This window comes from Streptomyces lomondensis (genome assembly GCF_014651035.1).
In the GTDB taxonomy this organism is placed as follows: Bacteria; Actinomycetota; Actinomycetes; order Streptomycetales; family Streptomycetaceae; genus Streptomyces; species Streptomyces lomondensis.
Map to the genome: position 1 here is coordinate 133,993 of NZ_BMWC01000001.1, position 16,063 is coordinate 150,055.

The window sequence follows — 16,063 nt, forward strand, 5'->3', positions numbered from 1 at the left end:
TGCGCTCGTCTGATAGATGTGGAGGCCCCCATTTGGCCCCCGAGCAGATACGGGACGACGGACATGAGCGCCCCAACCCCGGCCCCCGGTGACGACAGGCCCCGCGAAGGGTATTACCCGGACCCGTCCATTCCTGGATATGTCCGGTACTGGAACGGTGCCTCCTGGGTACCGGGCACCAGCCGTCCGGCGCCCAAGGACGGCGAGTCGCTCGCGCCGCCGCCGGGTGCGGGGGCGCCGGCCGCCGCTGTCGAGGAGACCGGCCCGCACTTCTTCGACGAGGACCCGGTCGAGGAGTCGTCCGCCGCCGACGCCCAGCACGGCAGCCGTCCCGAACCCGCGTCCGCCTGGGGCGCGGACCGCTCCCGCCAGTCCGGCTTCGGCGGCGACCAGGACCGCCGCGTCTCGTGGGGCGCACCGCAGGGCGCCCAGGGCGCGGACCCGAGGGTGGCGCAGACGGACCGGCAGCCCGACGGCGAGTCCGCCCGCACCGACGGTACGGCCACGATCCGGCCCACCGACCAGGAGGCGAGCGCCGCGGCGGCCGGCAGCACGTTCGTCTTCCGCCGGCCGGCGGGGAAGTCCGGGGGAGGGGCAGCGCCCTCCGCCGACCGTCCCGACGAGGGCACGATGACGTTCCGCGCGGTCTCGCCGCGCACGGGCCCGGGGGCCTCCGCGTCCGGCGGCGACGCGCAGCCGGCGGGCCCCGGCGGCAACTCGGGCTCCGGGGGCTTCGGTTCGGCGGGCCCAGCGGGTGCGGCGGGCTCGGGCGGCCCGGCTCGCGGTGGGGCTGGGACCGGATTCGGCGCGCAGGGCGGCGCAGGTGGCTCGGGCAGTGGTGCGGCCGGGTCCGGTTTCGGCCCGCAGGCCTCCGGCTCGGGTGGTTCAGGCAGTGGTGCGGCGCGGTCCGGTTTCGGCGGGCAGGGCGGCGCAGGCGGCTCGGGCAGCGGTTCCGCCGGGTCGGGCTTCGGCGCGCAGGCCGGGGCAGCAGGCCCGGGCGGCAGCGCCGGGGCCTCCGGCTTCGGACCGGCGGGCTCGGGCGGCTCGGGAAGTGGCTCGGCGGGACCCGCCTTCGGCGCGCAGGCCGCCGGCTCGGCCGGCTCGGGTGGCAACCCGGCGGGGCCCGCCTTCGGCGCGCAGGGCGGCGCCGCCCCCGGCGGAGCCCCGGACCGCCCCGGCTTCGGCGCCGGCAAGGCGGCAGCCGCCCGGGCCACCGCCGCGCAGGCCGGCGCGGCCGCCCCGACGGCGCTCTCCGGGCCCCAGGCGGCCCCGGCCGTTCCTCCGCAGTCCGGTGGGCCGCAGGCCGCCGCCTCCGCCACCCCCCTCAGCCCCGGCCCCGGCGGCGGTCAGTCCTCCTGGGCGCAGCAGGTGCACCGGCTCGCCGGCGCCGGCGGTGGCGACGAGCAGCCCGTCGCGCCCTGGAAGCCACCGGTCGACGACCCGTTCCAGGCAGTCGCCCGGCGCCAGGCGGCCGCCCGCCCCGCGGGGCTCGGCAAGCGGCTGGCGGCCCGGCTGCTGGACACCGTCGTCCTCGCCGGCCTCACCGCCGTGGCCGCCGTCCCCCTCGGCAGCAAGGCGATCGACCACGTCAACGAGAAGATCGACGCGGCGAAGCTCTCCGGCGAGACGGTCACGGTCTGGCTGCTCGACGGCACCACGTCCCTGTACCTCGGCATCGTCCTGGCGGTCCTGCTGCTCGCCGGCGTCGTCTCCGAGGTGCTGCCCACCGCCAAGTGGGGCCGCACCCTCGGCAAGAAGCTGATGGGCCTCGACGTGCGGGACATCGAGGGCCACGAGGCCCCGGAGTTCGGCGCGGCCCTGCGCCGCTGGCTGGTCCTCAGCGTGCCCGGCCTCCTCGTCGTCGGCCTCGTCGGCATCGCCTGGTGCCTCTTCGACAAGCCGTGGCGCCAGGGCTGGCACGACAAGGCCGCGCACACGTTCGTGGCGGGCTGAGCGGCGGCACCCGGGGAATCCGATCCGAGGAATCCGTACCCCGTACGGCTGTCCGCCGGATGCGGAGCCGCGGGGTTCGCGGTCGACTCGGGCCATGAGCAGCGAACCGCCCCCCGGCTCGGGTCAGCAGCCTCCCGAGGACGACCCGTTCAGGAAGCGACCACCGAGCGAGCCTCCCGGCGCAGGCGCGGGCTCGCCCTACGACGGCGAACCCCCGCCGTATCCGGGCGGCGGCACAGGTGAGGGCCAGGGCGGCGGCCCGTACGGCGGCGGCCCGTACGGGGGCGGTCCCTACCCCACCGACCCGCTCGCGGGCATGCCCCCGCTCGCCGACAGCGGCAAGCGCGTCCTCGCCCGCCTCATCGACATGATCCTGGTCGGTGCCGTCGTCTGGCTGCTCACGTGGGGCTTCGACGTCAACGAGTACGACGTGGACAGCGACCGCATCGAGGTCGGCAGGTCCTTCTGGCAGTCGGCGGTCGCCGCCGTCCTCTACATCGCCTACGACACCGTCCTGACCGCCAGGACGGGCCAGACCCTCGGCAAGAAGCTGCTGCACCTGCGCGTGGCCAACCTCGACAACGGCGCCACGCCCTCCGCGCAGAACGCGCTGATGCGCGCGGCCGTGCTGTGGCTCCCGTTCGCCTTCTGCTGCGCCTGCGTCTGGACCGCGATCTCCGGCGGCTGGAGCTTCTTCGACCGGCCCTACAAGCAGGGCCTGCACGACAAGGCGGCCAAGACGGTTGTGGTCAGCACCACCTGAAGACGGCGGCGGGTCGACGGACGGTCAGGAGGCCGCCCGCTCGCGCACCGGCTCCGGGGCCTGCGCGGCGACCGAGGCCCGTACCGGCTCCCGGGGCGCGGGCTGCTCCACGGCGGCCGGGCGCTTGCCGGACGGCACCGTCATGGCGACCAGCAGCCCGAGGGCGAGCGACGCGACGGCGATGATCGCGATCCCCACGCCCGAACTCGTCTGTGACAGCAGCAGCATGGCGAGGGTCGACAGGAGCACGGTGCACGAACCGTAGGCGAGCTGTGCGGCGGTCGGACGGGGCATGGCCATCATGTCCTCGAAAGTGGGGGTCCACGGGGGCGTCGGCCTGGCATTCCGCCGGCTTCCGGGCGTTCCGCCAAGCGACTCTATTCGGCAGGCTGCCCGAGCGGAACGAGCGGTAAGCGTGACCTAATCAACAAGGGCGGTGCACAGGGGGCGCACGGAGTCATGGCGTCCACCTGGTGGACAGCTGCACGCGCCCGCAGGGCGAGGGGCCGGCCCGACTGGTTGTCCGTAAAACGAACGTCGGCTCCGCATAGTGCACTTGTCCTGTTCAAGTCAAGGTCTGTCTTTTCCGTTAAACCTCTAGTCAAATGTCGTCACTTGACTACACGCGTTGATCATGCGCGCGCGGACCTTCCACGACTGGGACCCCTTCCTTCCGCGCGCTCGGACGCGGGGGAGGAACTCAAGTGACCAGTAGACCCTGGACGTTCAGAGCGGCCGCCATCGGTGTGGCGCTCGCGGCGGCCACCGCCACCGTCTCGGCGTACGGCGTGGCCCAGGCGGACGACGACACCTCCGCTCCCCGGTCCACCACCGTGGACCGGCGCGACCCGGCGGATCACCAGCACGACGAGCACGACCTCGAAGGCCCGCTCAGCAAGACCCAGGAGGCGCAGCGCCAGGAGGCCCTGAACCAGGTCATATCCGGCAAGGCCACGGTCAAGAACCGTGAGGGCTCGAAGGTCGTCCAGCTCAAGAGCAAGAAGGGCGACAGCAAGTACGTCGAGCTCGGCCGCGAGAAGACCGACAAGATCTTCACGATCCTGGTGGAGTTCGGCGACCAGATCGACAGCCGCTACGGCGGCACCCCGGGCCCGCTGCACAACCAGATACCCAAGCCGGACCGCAAGAAGGACAACTCCACGGCCTGGCGCGCGGACTACGACCAGAAGTACTTCGAGGACCTCTACTTCGGCACGGGCAAGAACACCGAGTCGGTGAAGAAGTACTACGAGAAGCAGTCCTCCGGCCGCTACTCGGTCGAGGGCACGGTCTCGGACTGGGTCAAGGTCCCCTACAACGAGGCCCGTTACGGCAACAACGCCTGCGGTGACACCAACTGCCCGAGCGTGTGGAACGTCGTCAGCGACGGTCTGAACGCGTGGGTCTCCCAGCAGAAGGCAGCTGGGAAGACCGACGCCGAGATCAAGGCGGTCGTGAAGAGTTACGACCAGTGGGACCGCTACGACTTCGACGGCGACGGCGACTTCAACGAGTCCGACGGCTACATCGACCACTTCCAGGTCGTGCACGCCGGTGAGGACGAGTCCGCGGGCGGCGGCGCCCAGGGCGAGGACGCGATCTGGGCCCACCGCTGGTACGCCTTCGGCACCGACGCCGGCGCGACCGGCCCCGAGAACAACAAGCTCGGCGGCGCGAAGATCGGCGACACCGGCATCTGGGTCGGCGACTACACCGTCCAGCCGGAGAACGGCGGACTCGGCGTCTACGCCCACGAGTACGGCCACGACCTCGGCCTGCCGGACCACTACGACACCACCGGCGGCGGCGAGAACTCCACCGGCTTCTGGACCCTGATGTCCTCCGGCTCCTGGCTCGGCACCGGCAAGAACGAGATCGGTGACCTGCCCGGCGACATGACCGCCTGGGACAAGCTCCAGCTGGGCTGGCTGAACTACGACCGCGCCAAGGCCGGCGTCGACTCGTGGCACAAGCTGGGCCTCGCCGAGTACAACACCAAGCACAAGCAGGCCCTCGTGGTGGAGCTGCCGAAGAAGGCCGTCACCACCGAGCTCGTCACCCCGGCCCAGGGCGCCACCCAGTGGTGGAGCGGCAGCGGCAACAACCTGAAGAACACGCTGACCCGTTCCGTCGACCTGACCGGGAAGAAGTCGGCGTCGCTGACCCTCGACGGCTGGTACGAGATCGAGGCCAACTACGACTACCTCTACGCCGAGGTCTCGACCGACGGCGGCGCCGACTGGACCGCCCTGGACGGCACGGTGGACGGCAAGCCGATCCCCCGGGACGGCAGCGACAAGCCGGCCCTGCACGGGGCGGTCGACGGCTACAAGAAGCTGGCGTACTCCCTGGACGCCTACGCGGGCAAGAAGATCGACCTGCGCTTCCGCTACCAGACCGACGGCGGACTGGCGATGAAGGGCTTCGCGGCCGACCGGATCGCCGTGACCGCCGACGGCGCCACCGTCTTCTCCGACGACGCCGAGTCCGCGGACGCGGCCTGGACGGCGAACGGCTTCTCCCGCATGGGCGCGTCCTTCACCAAGGACTACGCGCAGTACTACATCGCGGAGAACCGCCAGTACGTGTCGTACGACAGGACCCTCAAGGTCGGCCCGTACAACTTCGGCTTCTCCAGGACCCGTCCGGACTGGGTGGAGCACTACCCGTACCAGAACGGCCTGCTGATCTGGAAGTGGGACACCTCCCAGCCGGACAACAACACCAGCGTCCACCCGGGTACGGGCCTGCTGCTGCCGGTCGACTCGCACCCGCAGGCGATGAAGTGGTCCGACGGCACGCTGATGCGCAACCGCATCCAGGCCTACGACTCGCCCTTCAGCCTGTACCGCACGGACGGCATCACGCTGCACAACGCGGACGTCGAGACGCGCATCCCGTCGTCGAAGGGGGTGCCGGTGTTCAACGACCGGATGAACACCTACTACGACGAGACGAACAGGAACGGCGGCGTCAAGATCACTGACACCAACACCAAGATCAAGATCATCAAGGAGGCGAAGGACGGCTCGACGATCGAGCTCGAGGTCGGCCCCGCGGTGAAGTAACCAGCGTTTCAGCAGGTCAGAGCGTGATCGGCGGTGACCCACTGGCGGGTCGCCGCCGATCCGTGTTTAGGTGCGTCCTGTGGCTCTCTTATTGACACCGACCGACACGGGGGTATGACCACATGGCCGCAGGAGGTTTCTGCAAGCTGCCGAACGGCATGGTGGTGGTGGCACTGAATCTGCCCAGCCCCGCCGCCGACGGCCCCGGCGCCGTCCGCGTCCTGGTCCACTCCGCGAACCGCGCCCGAGCCCTGACCAGGCTCCGCAACCTCGGTTTGCGCTCGGTCTACCTGCGAGGCAACGCGGCCCCGCCGACCCCCGACGAGATCACCGCGGTCCTCCACCACCCCGACGGCCTCATATGGCGCACGGCCCCCGACAACGGTGTCGTGAGCAGCCCGGACCTGGTCCAGGAGCTGTGGCGCCCGATCAGATCCCTCCTGAGACGCCCTACGGCCCAGACCTGACCGCCGGCAGCCCGCCCCGGCTACTGGACGACCGGCTTCCCCGAAAGCTCCACGCCCGCTTCCCGCAGCTCCTCCAGGGCCCGCTCGGTGGTCTCCTGGGCCACCCCGGCCGTGAGGTCGAGCAGGACGTGCGTGCGGAAGCCCTCGCGTGCGGCGTCCAGGGCGGTGGCGCGTACGCAGTGGTCCGTGGCGATGCCGACCACGTCGACCTCGGTGACGTGGCGGGAGCGGAGCCACTCGGCCAGCTTCGTGCCGTTCTCGTCGGTGCCCTCGAAGCCGCTGTACGCCGCCGCGTACGCCCCCTTGTCGAACACGGCGTCGATCGACCCGGAGGCGACCGCGGGGGCGAAGTTGGGGTGGAAGCCCACGCCCTCCGTGCCGGCGACGCAGTGCGCGGGCCAGGAGCGGACGTAGTCGGGGTTGGTGGAGAAGTGGCCGCCGGGGGCGATGTGGTGGTCGCGGGTGGCCACCACGTGCTGGTAGCCGGTCCCGCCGGCCTGCCCGATCAGCTCGGTGACGGCGGCGGCCACATCGGCACCGCCGGCCACCGCGAGGCTGCCCCCCTCGCAGAAGTCGTTCTGCACGTCTACGACGATCAAGGCGCGGCGCATGGTCGGTGTCCTTCGGCTATGAGGTCGGCAAGCCCGGCCGGTGAACTTCCGAGCCTATTGACTTGGGGGAGGGGACGGGAGGGGCACGGGTCGGCGCATCGCCGCACACCCGCGGGCAAGGGGCTGTCTGACAGGCTCTAACTACCCGAAGGCCCGTGGACGTACTCCGTGGGAATGACCGGCTCCCCGCGCGAGAGCTGCGTCGCCGACATCGGGAGCCCCGCGCGCGCCGCCGTGTGCCTCTCCCGCGCCGCGTCCAGCGGCTCGCGCGCCACGACCTCGCCGCCCTTGACCAGCTCCACCAGCAGCTGCCGGTCCGCGAGCTCGGACGGCACCGGCCCGGTGCCGATCACCTCCGCCTCGGCGACCCCGTGGGCGTCCAGCCGCCGCGCGGCCCACTTGCGCCCGCCCACGGACGTCTTGCCACCGCTGGACTTCTTCGCCACCGGCACCAGCGGCGCGTTCGGCCCCGTCGACTCGGCCCGCGCGACCAGCTTGTAGACCATCGAGGAGGTGGGGTGACCGGAGCCGGTCACCAGCTGCGTGCCGACGCCGTACGCGTCCACGGGGGCCGCCGCCAGCGAGGCGATCGCGTACTCGTCCAGGTCCGAGGTCACGATGATCTTCGTGTCCGTCGCCCCCAGCTCGTCCAGCTGCTGCCGCACCCGGTGCGCCACCAGCAGCAGGTCACCGGAGTCGATCCGCACGGCCCCGAGCCCGGTTCCGGCGACCTCGACGGCCGTCCGGACCGCCTCGGCGACGTCGTAGGTGTCCACCAGCAGCGTCGTGCCCCGACCCAGCGTGTCCACCTGGGCCCGGAAAGCGTCCCGCTCGCTGTCGTGCAGGAGCGTGAAGGCGTGCGCGGAGGTGCCCACGGTGGGGATGCCGTAGCGGAACCCGGCGGCCAGGTCCGAGGTGGTCGCGAAGCCGCCGACGTACGCGGCCCGGGAGGCCGCCACCGCCGCCAGCTCGTGGGTGCGCCGGGCGCCCATCTCGATCAGCGGCCGGTCACCGGCGGCCGACGCCATGCGCGAGGCCGCCGCCGCGATCGCCGAGTCGTGGTTGAGGATCGACAGGATCACGGTCTCCAGCAGCACGCACTCGGCGAAGGTGCCCTCGACCCGCATGATCGGCGAGCCCGGGAAGTACACCTCGCCCTCGGGGTAGCCCCAGATGTCCCCGCCGAAGCGGTAGCCGGCGAGCCACTCCAGGGTCTTCTCGTCGACGATCTCCCGCTCGCGCAGGAAGCCGAGGACGCCCGCGTCGAAGCGGAAGTTCTCCACCGCGTCCAGCACCCGCCCGGTGCCCGCCACGACGCCGTAGCGGCGCCCGTTCGGCAGCCGCCGGGTGAAGACCTCGAACACGCTCCGCCGCTCGGCCGTGCCCGCCGTGAGGGCGGCCCGCAGCATCGTCAGCTCGTACTGGTCCGTGAAGAGCGCCGTCGAGGGAACATCCACCGGCAGCCCAAGGTCCGCTGTGTTCATGGAGAGGAGCGTACCCCCATCTCGTCAATCTGACGATTGCGTCTCCGGGCGACGCGATCGCCGTACGTCCAGGCCCGTTTGTGCGACTACCCCCCTCGGGTGGCAGCATGGGCAGTGTGACGTCACCCGCGCCCCTGGAGATCGAACGCACCGAGTCGGCGGAGGAGGTCTTCGCCGTACCCGAGCCGGACGTCCCCTGGGTCACCATCGTCCACAACGACCCGGTCAACCTCATGAGCTATGTGACGTACGTCTTCCAGACGTACTTCGGCTACTCCAAGGACAAGGCCACCAAGCTCATGCTCGACGTCCACCACAAGGGCCGGGCGGTCGTCTCCAGCGGCAGCCGCGAGGAGATGGAACGCGATGTGCAGGCCATGCACGGCTACGGCCTGTGGGCCACCCTCCAGCAGGACCGCAAGTAGCCAGCAGCCCGCCCAGCAGTGAAGGCGTTCATGCCCGGAACCTTCGAACCGCTTCCCGGCGGCGGCGCGGCCGTCGCCCTCGACGACGTCGAGATCTCCATCATCCGGTCGCTGGCCGTCCAGCTCCTGGAGCTCATCGGCCCCGGCCCCGCCGAGGACGCCCCCGACGACCCGCTCGCCGAGCTGTTCGCGGAGGGCCCGAGCGAGCCGCCCGCCGACCCGGTGCTCAAGCGCCTCTTCCCGGACGCCTACAGCGACCCCGAGCAGCCCGCCTCGCCCCGGGACGCCGAGGAGCAGCGGGTCTACTCCGCCGAGTTCCGCCGCTACACGGAGAACGACCTGCGGGCCGGCAAGCGGGACAACGCCCTCGCGGTGATCCGCTCCCTGGACGCGCTCGCCGCGGCCTCGGCCGGCGAGGGCGGCGCGGTGCTGAAGCTGTCGGCGGCGGAGTCCCAGCAGTGGCTCGGCGCCCTGAACGATCTGCGCCTCGCGATCGGCTCGCGGCTGGAGATCACCGAGGAGGAGGACACCGACCTGCTCTACCGCCTCCCGGACGAGGACCCGCGCAAGCCGATGGTGATGGCCTATCTGTGGCTGGGTGGACTCCAGGAGACGCTGGTCGGAACGCTTATGCCCTGATCTGTGCAGGTTCCGTGACCGACGGGTGACCGCCCGGTGTTCGCTCAGAGGACACTCAAATCCGGATAACGATCCCGTCACCGCACCCGCCTTCTATGGCCTCTTCGGGTGCGCTTTGTCCGGTTTTCCCTGTGTGGTGCGTCACAGGGCGCCCCTGTGATCAGTATGGCGGCCGTGATAAATCTTCACGACCGCCCGGCTGACACCACCCGAATGTCCGGCCGGGTGCGCCACCGAGCCGGTAACCGCCGGCCAGGCACCGCTCCATTTATCCGGGGGGATCGAGACCCGATCCGAGGCCGACGAGAGGCCCGGGTCGGCATGGAGAAAGGCGCACCACACATGACCTCTGCGCAGGTCGACACGGACACCGTGCCCGAAGAGGGGTACGAGCGCGGACTCGGCAGCCGCCAGGTCCAGATGATCGCGATCGGCGGCGCCATCGGCGTCGGCCTCTTCATGGGCGCCGGAGCGAACATCGCCAAGGCCGGCCCCAGCATCATCCTCATGTACGCCCTCGCGGGCGTCGTCATCTTCTTCATCATGCGGGCGCTGGGCGAACTGCTCCTCTACCGGCCCGTCTCCGGCTCCTTCGCCGAGTACGCCCGCGAGTTCCTCGGCCCGTTCTTCGGGTTCGTCACGGGCTGGACGTACTGGCTCATGTGGGTGGTCACCGGCATGGCCGAGCTCACGGCCGCCGCGATCTACATCCACTTCTGGTTCCCGGAGATCCCGCAGTGGGTCAGCGCCCTGGTGTTCCTGGTGGTGCTCTTCGGCGTCAACCTGATCTCCGTCAAGATCTTCGGCGAGGTCGAGTTCTGGTTCTCGATGATCAAGGTCACGGCCATCATCGGCATGATCGTCATCGGCCTCGGCGTGCTCACCCTCGGCTTCTCCGACGCCGGTGACACCGCCACCGTCTCCAACCTCTGGGCGCACGACGGCTTCTTCCCGAACGGCATCGGCTCCAGCCTGATGACGCTCCAGGGCGTCATGTTCGCCTACCTCGCAGTCGAGCTCGTCGGCGTCACCGCGGGCGAGTCCGAGAACCCCGAGAAGACCCTGCCCAAGGCCATCAACACCCTGCCCTGGCGCATCATCGTCTTCTACGTCGGCTCGCTGCTGGTGATCCTCTCCGTGGTCAAGTGGACCGAGTTCTCCGCCGGCGAGAGCCCGTTCGTCCACGCCTTCGGTGAGATCGGCATCCCGCTCGCCGCGGGCATCGTCAACTTCGTGGTGCTCACCGCGGCCCTGTCGTCCTGCAACTCGGGCATGTACTCCACCGGCCGGATGCTGCGCGACCTGGCGGCCAACAGCGAGGCACCGCAGGCGTTCGGCAAGCTCAACGTCCGCAAGACGCCCGCCGTCGGCATCGCGGTCTCCGTGGCGCTCATGGGCATCGGCGTCGTCCTGAACTACGTCGTCCCGGAGAAGGCGTTCCTCTATGTCACCTCCGTCGCCACCGCGGCCGGCATCTGGACCTGGATGATGATCCTCGTCAGCCACATCCGCTACCGCGCCGCGGTCGACGCGGGCCGGTTGCGCGCCTCGTCCTTCCCCGCCCCCGGCGGAGCGCTCTTCAGCTGGGTCGCGCTCCTCTTCCTCATCGGCGTGACCTGCATGATCGCGTACGACAAGGACGCGCGGATCTGCCTGTACGTCGCGGCCGGCTGGGCCGTCGCCCTCGGCATCGGCTGGGCGGTCCTCAAGCGCCGCAACCCGCAGATCGCCGAGCGCCGCGGCGACGCGGAGTTCGAGAAGGTCGGCTGACCAACCCGCGGGACGTCCGCCGCAGGGAGTTCTCGTGGCACCCCCTGCGGCTGCCGCTCAGGGCGTCCGGCATATGGGCCGTTCCGTACCATTCCTCGGTACGGAACGGCCCGTCTGCTTATCCTGACGAACATGCTGACCATCACCCAGTCCCTCGTCGACCGGATCGTCGCCCACGCGCGCAAGGACCACCCCGACGAGGCGTGCGGCGTCGTCGCGGGTCCGGCGGGCTCGGACCGCCCCGAGCGCTTCATCCCCATGCTGAACGCGGCCATGTCGCCCACGTTCTACGAGTTCGACTCCGGCGACCTCCTCAAGCTCTACCGCGAGATGGACGACCGTGACGAGGAGCCGGTGGTCATCTACCACTCCCACACGGCGACCGAGGCCTACCCCTCCCGCACCGACATCTCCTACGCGAACGAGCCGGGCGCGCACTACGTCCTCGTCTCCACCGCCGACACCGACGGGGCCGGCGAGTTCCAGTTCCGCTCCTTCCGGATCGTCGAGGGCGAGGTCACGGAGGAGGAGGTCAAGATCGTGGAGGCCTACTGAGCTCGCCCTGAACCCGGGAATCTCGACATGCGGATGAATTCCGTCCGAAGTGTGGGATCACACTCCGGGGGCCGGGTCGGGAATCGATACGATGAGCCCATGGTTTTCCATGACGTGAGCGAAAAGACGCCGGGCGATCTGCTCGTGGCGCGGCTGCACGTCGACCTGTGCAGGCTCGCCAGCGCCATCTGTTGACGCAGCACCCTGCCGCCGTACGGCCGTGAGCCGCGGCGAAACGCTCCATCTGCGTACGACCACGCAATCCCGCGCCGCCGCGCGCCACCACCCGACGACACCATCCGACAGGAGCCCTGAGCCATGGCCATCGAGGTCCGCATCCCGACCATCCTCCGCCAGTACACCGACGGCCAGAAGGCGGTGGAGGGCACCGGGGACACCCTCGCCGAGCTGTTCACCGACCTCGAGACCCGGCATACGGGCATCCAGGCCCGCATCGTGGACGGCGACCAGCTGCGCCGCTTCGTCAACGTGTACCTGAACGACGAGGACGTGCGCTTCCTCGACGGCATCAACACCAAGCTGTCGGACGGCGACAACGTCACGATCCTGCCGGCCGTGGCCGGCGGCATGGTCTGATCACCCATGCGCTACGACTCACCCCTGGCCGCGGTCGGCAACACCCCCCTGGTGCGCCTGCCGCGGCTGTCGCCGTCCGCGGACGTCCGCCTCTGGGCGAAGCTGGAGGACCGCAACCCGACCGGGTCGGTCAAGGACCGCCCGGCCCTGCACATGATCGAACAGGCGGAGAAGGACGGCCGCCTGACCCCGGGCTGCACGATCCTCGAGCCCACGTCGGGCAACACAGGCATCTCCCTGGCCATGGCGGCGAAGCTCAAGGGCTACCGCATCGTCTGCGTGATGCCCGAGAACACCTCGCAGGAGCGCCGGGACCTGCTGGCCATGTGGGGCGCCGAGATCATCTCCTCCCCGGCAGCGGGCGGCTCCAACACGGCCGTCCGCGTCGCCAAGGAACTCTCGGCCGAGCACCCGGACTGGGTGATGCTGTACCAGTACGGCAACCCGGACAACGCGGGCGCCCACTACGCGACCACGGGCCCCGAGATCCTCGCGGACCTGCCCTCCGTCACGCACTTCGTGGCGGGCCTCGGCACCACCGGCACGCTCATGGGCGTGGGCCGCTTCCTGCGCGAGCACAAGCCGGACGTCCAGATCGTCGCCGCGGAACCGCGCTACGACGACCTGGTCTACGGCCTGCGCAACCTGGACGAGGGCTTCGTGCCCGAGCTGTACGACGCGTCCGTCCTCACCAGCCGCTTCTCCGTCGGCTCGGCCGACGCGGTCACCCGCACCCGCGAACTGCTCCAGCAGGAGGGGATCTTCGCCGGTGTCTCCACGGGCGCCGCGCTGCACGCCGCGATCGGCGTGGGCAAGAAGGCCGTGAAGGCCGGTGAGCAGGCCGACATCGTGTTCGTCGTCGCCGACGGCGGCTGGAAGTACCTCTCGACGGGCGTCTACACGGCGGCCACGACGGAGGAGGCCATCGAGACGCTCCAGGGGCAGCTCTGGGCGTAGCCGAGGGCGAGCACAGACAAGAAGGGCTGGGGCCGCGACCCCGGCCCTTCTTTGTTCAGCCCTTTGGCTGCCGTCCCGTGCTTCTCACCCCGCCAGGTACCGAACCTGGTCCCACAGGGCCGGATCCACCACCCCGACCCGCCGCCGGAAGCCCCACACCGGGACCTCGCGCAGCTCGTCCGTCTCCAGGAAGCTCGCCCGGCCCTGGGTGTCGCCGACCGAGCCCGGGGGGAGCGGGATCACGCCGGTGCGCTCGTCGCGGAAGCGGGTGGTGATCTTCGCGACGGTGGCGCGTTCCCCGCGCACCGCCAGCACCAGGCAGGGCCGGTCCTTGGTCCGGGTCTGGTCCTCGTAGGGCACGTCCGCCCACCAGATCTCCGCCGGCTGCGGCCGGCCCGTGATCACGCCGACCGGTGCCGCCGCTCCGGCCCGCCGCTCCCGCCACCGCCGGCCCCGCCCCCAGCCGTCGACGAGCGTGGCGACGAGCGCGAGCAGCACCACCGCGGCGAGCGCCAGCCACCAGGACGTGTCCATACTGAGACGTTACCGGCGCCATCCCTCCTGCGCGCCCTCCTCGCAAGGATCACGCCCGGCTCTGCCAGCCGAACCGGTGACAGCACAGGTGAGTTCGCCCACAACTCATGACAACGGCCTCGGCCGGAGTCCGCATGGCCTCGGCCATCTTCTCGGCTACGTCCGCGCGGACCATACCCAGATGGACGTATGGCGTGCCCCTCTGGGTCACCATCGGCCGGATGCCGTCCCAGACGTTCTCGGGCAGACCGAGGTCGGCCAGGGCCTTCCGGAGAGCGTCTGCCGCGTCCTCGGCCGGCAGGTCGCGCAGTCGGTGACCGGCGCGCAATCGAGGAGCCAGGCGTTGAACCCCATGGGAAGGTCGATGGGTGGTTCCTGTGTGGTCTTATGCCTGGTAATGGATGACATGGAGGCTCCCCGACTCTTTGTGATCGGTGACGACCGTAGGAAACCGTGAGCGGGCTGGTCCACGAAGTTGCACGCGGTTGCACAGGTCCCTGGGCTGCCTTGACGCCCTGGTCACGGCACCGGGAAAGATCCAGAGTCCGGAAGATCACGGCTGCCCGGCCGTGTGGGTGGACGAAGACACGCAGGATCTCGTCATCCAGGGCACAACGGCCGACGCCGACACCGTGGCCCGGACCGTCCAGGACAGCCCGCTCCCGGATCATGAGGGCGTGATCCGGCTACCGCAGCGCATGATCCCGCTGCTGAGGGAGGCACTTGATGGTGCAAAGCCTTAGCAGCTTTGCCGACCTGATCCGGTCTGTAGAGCACTCCGCCGTCCACCTGGAGATGCGAGACGTGTACGCGGTCCCCAACGAGGACGAGGGGTTCGCGGCTTGGAAGCGGGGTCACCGACTCAATCCCGACGACCGCGAGTCGTGGTGGCGCCCCTGGCTCGACCTGGTCCACGAGGTCACCGCCAAGGGTGTCGTGATGCGTCGGGCACGAATCGTCTCCGAGCCGCAGAGCGAGTACATCAGGTACGAGCACTCGTTCACGTTCACCAACATCGCCGCTGGCGAGGAGATCCGCTGGCTTCCGAGGCGGCAGGCTTCCGATCTCGCACTTCCGGGCAACGACTTCTGGCTCTTCGACGGCCGCGTGGTGCAGTTCAACGTCTTTGACGGCGACGGTCGTTGGGTGCACACCGACCAGACCGACGAGCCGGCGGTCGCCCAGTTGTGCTCGACCGCGTTCGACGCCGTCTGGGAGCGGGCCATCCCGCACGAGAAGTACGTCATCTGAGAAGCCCGGTACGCCAGTTCATGTCCACGTCCCCGCTGTCCACCGCCCAGGCTGCCCGCGCGGCCGTCGCCACCCGCCTGGACGAGATCAGGAAGGACGCCGGGCTCACCGGGCATGAGCTGGCGCAGCGGTGCGGCTGGCACAAGTCGAAGGCTTCCCGCATCGCACGTGCCAAGACCGTACCGTCTGACGATGACGTACGAGCATGGTGCCGGGCGTGCGGCGCCGAGGACCAGAGAAGACCGTCCCGCTGTACGAGCGCACGGCTCATTTCCGCGTCTATGCCTCGAACCTGGTCCCCGGCATGCTTCAGACCGCCGACTACGCGACGGGGCTTCTGAGGTCCATCACGGACTTCCAGAACACCCCCGACGACGTGGCCGACGCCGTACAGGCGCGCCTGAACCGCTCCCGCGTCGTTCACGAGGGCAACCACCGGTTCGCCCTGCTACTCGAGGAGGCGGTGCTTTACTACCGGGTCTGTGACGACACAGCGATGGCCGGGCAACTCCGGAACCTGCTGGAGATCATGTCGCGGCCGAATGTGTCCCTCGGGATCATCCCCTTCACAGCCCGTCGCACCGTGTGGCCGCTGGAAGCCTTCTACGCCTTCGATGACGCCCAGGTGGCGGTCGAGACGCTGACGGCCGAGGTCAACATCACGGCTCCCGGCGAGATCCGCACATACCTCAAGGCGTTCGCTGAACTATCCCGGATCGCAGTGCACGGCCGCGAGTCCCGCCTGCTGATCATCAAGGCCATCGAGGCGCACGGGTGACGGCCGTACATCGCTCGAAGCCAGGCCGTCCAGGCGTGGCGCCGTGCCGTAACTCTTGCGAGCGGTAAATCGCTCAACCCCAACGACCGGCCCCAGCAGCATGGCTATCGTGCCGCCCAGGACTCTGTCGGGCTGTCACGGGAGTGAGGCTGGGTGTCGAGGGTTGATGAGTCTTTGACAGTTCTGTGTCCGGAAGCTGTGGACGAGGCAC

The 16,063-nt window shown here is 70.1% G+C and carries 16 protein-coding genes and 1 pseudogene; 13 read left to right on the forward strand and 4 right to left on the reverse strand.

Going from position 1 to position 16,063, the window contains the following annotated elements:
- Positions 1-63 precede the first annotated feature (63 nt).
- A complete protein-coding gene (locus IE255_RS00540; protein ID WP_190048091.1) occupies positions 64-1,953 on the forward strand; it encodes an RDD family protein in 1,890 nt (629 codons plus the stop codon).
- 94 nt (positions 1,954-2,047) lie between these two features.
- The gene (locus IE255_RS00545) at positions 2,048-2,716 is read left to right on the forward strand and encodes an RDD family protein (protein WP_190048092.1); all 669 of its coding nucleotides are present in this window, start codon (positions 2,048-2,050) and stop codon (positions 2,714-2,716) included.
- A 24-nt stretch (positions 2,717-2,740) separates the two neighbouring features.
- Here IE255_RS00545 and IE255_RS00550 read toward each other — a convergent pair whose 3' ends face one another.
- Positions 2,741-3,016 carry a hypothetical protein gene (locus tag IE255_RS00550; RefSeq protein WP_190049295.1) on the reverse strand — a complete coding sequence of 92 codons (276 nt, stop codon included), beginning with the start codon at positions 3,014-3,016 and terminating at the stop codon, positions 2,741-2,743.
- Between the two features lie 404 nt (positions 3,017-3,420).
- Between IE255_RS00550 and IE255_RS00555 the strand changes: the two genes are divergently transcribed.
- Positions 3,421-5,784: an immune inhibitor A domain-containing protein gene (locus IE255_RS00555; protein ID WP_190048093.1), complete on the forward strand. Its 2,364-nt coding sequence runs from the start codon at positions 3,421-3,423 to the stop codon at positions 5,782-5,784.
- Positions 5,785-5,906: 122 nt separating this feature from the next.
- Positions 5,907-6,251, forward strand: coding sequence for a hypothetical protein (locus tag IE255_RS00560; protein WP_190048094.1), 345 nt, complete (start codon positions 5,907-5,909; stop codon positions 6,249-6,251).
- A 20-nt stretch (positions 6,252-6,271) separates the two neighbouring features.
- Here IE255_RS00560 and IE255_RS00565 read toward each other — a convergent pair whose 3' ends face one another.
- The gene (locus IE255_RS00565) at positions 6,272-6,862 is read right to left on the reverse strand and encodes an isochorismatase family protein (RefSeq protein ID WP_190048095.1); all 591 of its coding nucleotides are present in this window, start codon (positions 6,860-6,862) and stop codon (positions 6,272-6,274) included.
- Positions 6,863-6,999: 137 nt separating this feature from the next.
- A complete protein-coding gene (locus IE255_RS00570; RefSeq protein ID WP_190048096.1) occupies positions 7,000-8,346 on the reverse strand; it encodes a nicotinate phosphoribosyltransferase in 1,347 nt (448 codons plus the stop codon).
- A 107-nt stretch (positions 8,347-8,453) separates the two neighbouring features.
- Between IE255_RS00570 and clpS the strand changes: the two genes are divergently transcribed.
- From clpS to IE255_RS00600, 7 genes are all read left to right on the forward strand, one after another.
- On the forward strand, positions 8,454-8,771 hold the full coding sequence (gene clpS, locus IE255_RS00575) for an ATP-dependent Clp protease adapter ClpS (RefSeq protein ID WP_010039975.1): 318 nt from the start codon (positions 8,454-8,456) through the stop codon (positions 8,769-8,771).
- A gap of 30 nt (positions 8,772-8,801) precedes the next feature.
- Positions 8,802-9,410: a DUF2017 domain-containing protein gene (locus IE255_RS00580; RefSeq protein WP_190048097.1), complete on the forward strand. Its 609-nt coding sequence runs from the start codon at positions 8,802-8,804 to the stop codon at positions 9,408-9,410.
- Positions 9,411-9,752: 342 nt separating this feature from the next.
- Complete coding sequence (locus IE255_RS00585; protein ID WP_190048098.1) at positions 9,753-11,180, forward strand: amino acid permease; 1,428 nt, start codon at positions 9,753-9,755, stop codon at positions 11,178-11,180.
- Between the two features lie 132 nt (positions 11,181-11,312).
- On the forward strand, positions 11,313-11,735 hold the full coding sequence (locus tag IE255_RS00590; protein WP_190048099.1) for a M67 family metallopeptidase: 423 nt from the start codon (positions 11,313-11,315) through the stop codon (positions 11,733-11,735).
- 99 nt (positions 11,736-11,834) lie between these two features.
- Positions 11,835-11,930, forward strand: coding sequence for a putative leader peptide (locus tag IE255_RS40280; RefSeq protein ID WP_311688247.1), 96 nt, complete (start codon positions 11,835-11,837; stop codon positions 11,928-11,930).
- Between the two features lie 123 nt (positions 11,931-12,053).
- A complete protein-coding gene (locus IE255_RS00595; RefSeq protein ID WP_190048100.1) occupies positions 12,054-12,332 on the forward strand; it encodes a MoaD/ThiS family protein in 279 nt (92 codons plus the stop codon).
- A 6-nt stretch (positions 12,333-12,338) separates the two neighbouring features.
- The gene (locus tag IE255_RS00600; protein ID WP_190048101.1) at positions 12,339-13,289 is read left to right on the forward strand and encodes a PLP-dependent cysteine synthase family protein; all 951 of its coding nucleotides are present in this window, start codon (positions 12,339-12,341) and stop codon (positions 13,287-13,289) included.
- Positions 13,290-13,373: 84 nt separating this feature from the next.
- Here IE255_RS00600 and IE255_RS00605 read toward each other — a convergent pair whose 3' ends face one another.
- A complete protein-coding gene (locus IE255_RS00605; RefSeq protein ID WP_190048102.1) occupies positions 13,374-13,823 on the reverse strand; it encodes a type II toxin-antitoxin system PemK/MazF family toxin in 450 nt (149 codons plus the stop codon).
- Between the two features lie 726 nt (positions 13,824-14,549).
- Here IE255_RS00605 and IE255_RS00610 point away from each other — a divergent pair.
- Together IE255_RS00610 and IE255_RS00615 are read left to right on the forward strand one after the other, a co-directional pair.
- A complete protein-coding gene (locus IE255_RS00610) occupies positions 14,550-15,074 on the forward strand; it encodes a DUF6879 family protein (protein ID WP_190048103.1) in 525 nt (174 codons plus the stop codon).
- Between the two features lie 20 nt (positions 15,075-15,094).
- Positions 15,095-15,852, forward strand: a pseudogene (locus IE255_RS00615) (helix-turn-helix domain-containing protein).
- The last annotated feature ends 211 nt before the right edge of the window (positions 15,853-16,063 follow it).

Bases quoted from the DNA above. Each gene is read 5' to 3' on its own strand.
- IE255_RS00600 (WP_190048101.1), top strand. From the start codon at position 12,339: ATGCGCTACGACTCACCCCTGGCCGCGGTCGGCAACACCCCCCTGGTG.
- IE255_RS00545 (WP_190048092.1), top strand. From the start codon at position 2,048: ATGAGCAGCGAACCGCCCCCCGGCTCGGGTCAGCAGCCTCCCGAGGAC.
- IE255_RS00595 (WP_190048100.1), top strand. From the start codon at position 12,054: ATGGCCATCGAGGTCCGCATCCCGACCATCCTCCGCCAGTACACCGAC.
- IE255_RS40280 (WP_311688247.1), top strand. From the start codon at position 11,835: ATGGTTTTCCATGACGTGAGCGAAAAGACGCCGGGCGATCTGCTCGTG.
- IE255_RS00570 (WP_190048096.1), bottom strand. From the start codon at position 8,346: ATGAACACAGCGGACCTTGGGCTGCCGGTGGATGTTCCCTCGACGGCG.
- IE255_RS00605 (WP_190048102.1), bottom strand. From the start codon at position 13,823: ATGGACACGTCCTGGTGGCTGGCGCTCGCCGCGGTGGTGCTGCTCGCG.
- IE255_RS00590 (WP_190048099.1), top strand. From the start codon at position 11,313: ATGCTGACCATCACCCAGTCCCTCGTCGACCGGATCGTCGCCCACGCG.
- IE255_RS00580 (WP_190048097.1), top strand. From the start codon at position 8,802: ATGCCCGGAACCTTCGAACCGCTTCCCGGCGGCGGCGCGGCCGTCGCC.
- IE255_RS00585 (WP_190048098.1), top strand. From the start codon at position 9,753: ATGACCTCTGCGCAGGTCGACACGGACACCGTGCCCGAAGAGGGGTAC.
- IE255_RS00565 (WP_190048095.1), bottom strand. From the start codon at position 6,862: ATGCGCCGCGCCTTGATCGTCGTAGACGTGCAGAACGACTTCTGCGAG.
- IE255_RS00560 (WP_190048094.1), top strand. From the start codon at position 5,907: ATGGCCGCAGGAGGTTTCTGCAAGCTGCCGAACGGCATGGTGGTGGTG.
- IE255_RS00540 (WP_190048091.1), top strand. From the start codon at position 64: ATGAGCGCCCCAACCCCGGCCCCCGGTGACGACAGGCCCCGCGAAGGG.
- IE255_RS00550 (WP_190049295.1), bottom strand. From the start codon at position 3,016: ATGGCCATGCCCCGTCCGACCGCCGCACAGCTCGCCTACGGTTCGTGC.
- clpS (WP_010039975.1), top strand. From the start codon at position 8,454: ATGGGCAGTGTGACGTCACCCGCGCCCCTGGAGATCGAACGCACCGAG.
- IE255_RS00610 (WP_190048103.1), top strand. From the start codon at position 14,550: ATGGTGCAAAGCCTTAGCAGCTTTGCCGACCTGATCCGGTCTGTAGAG.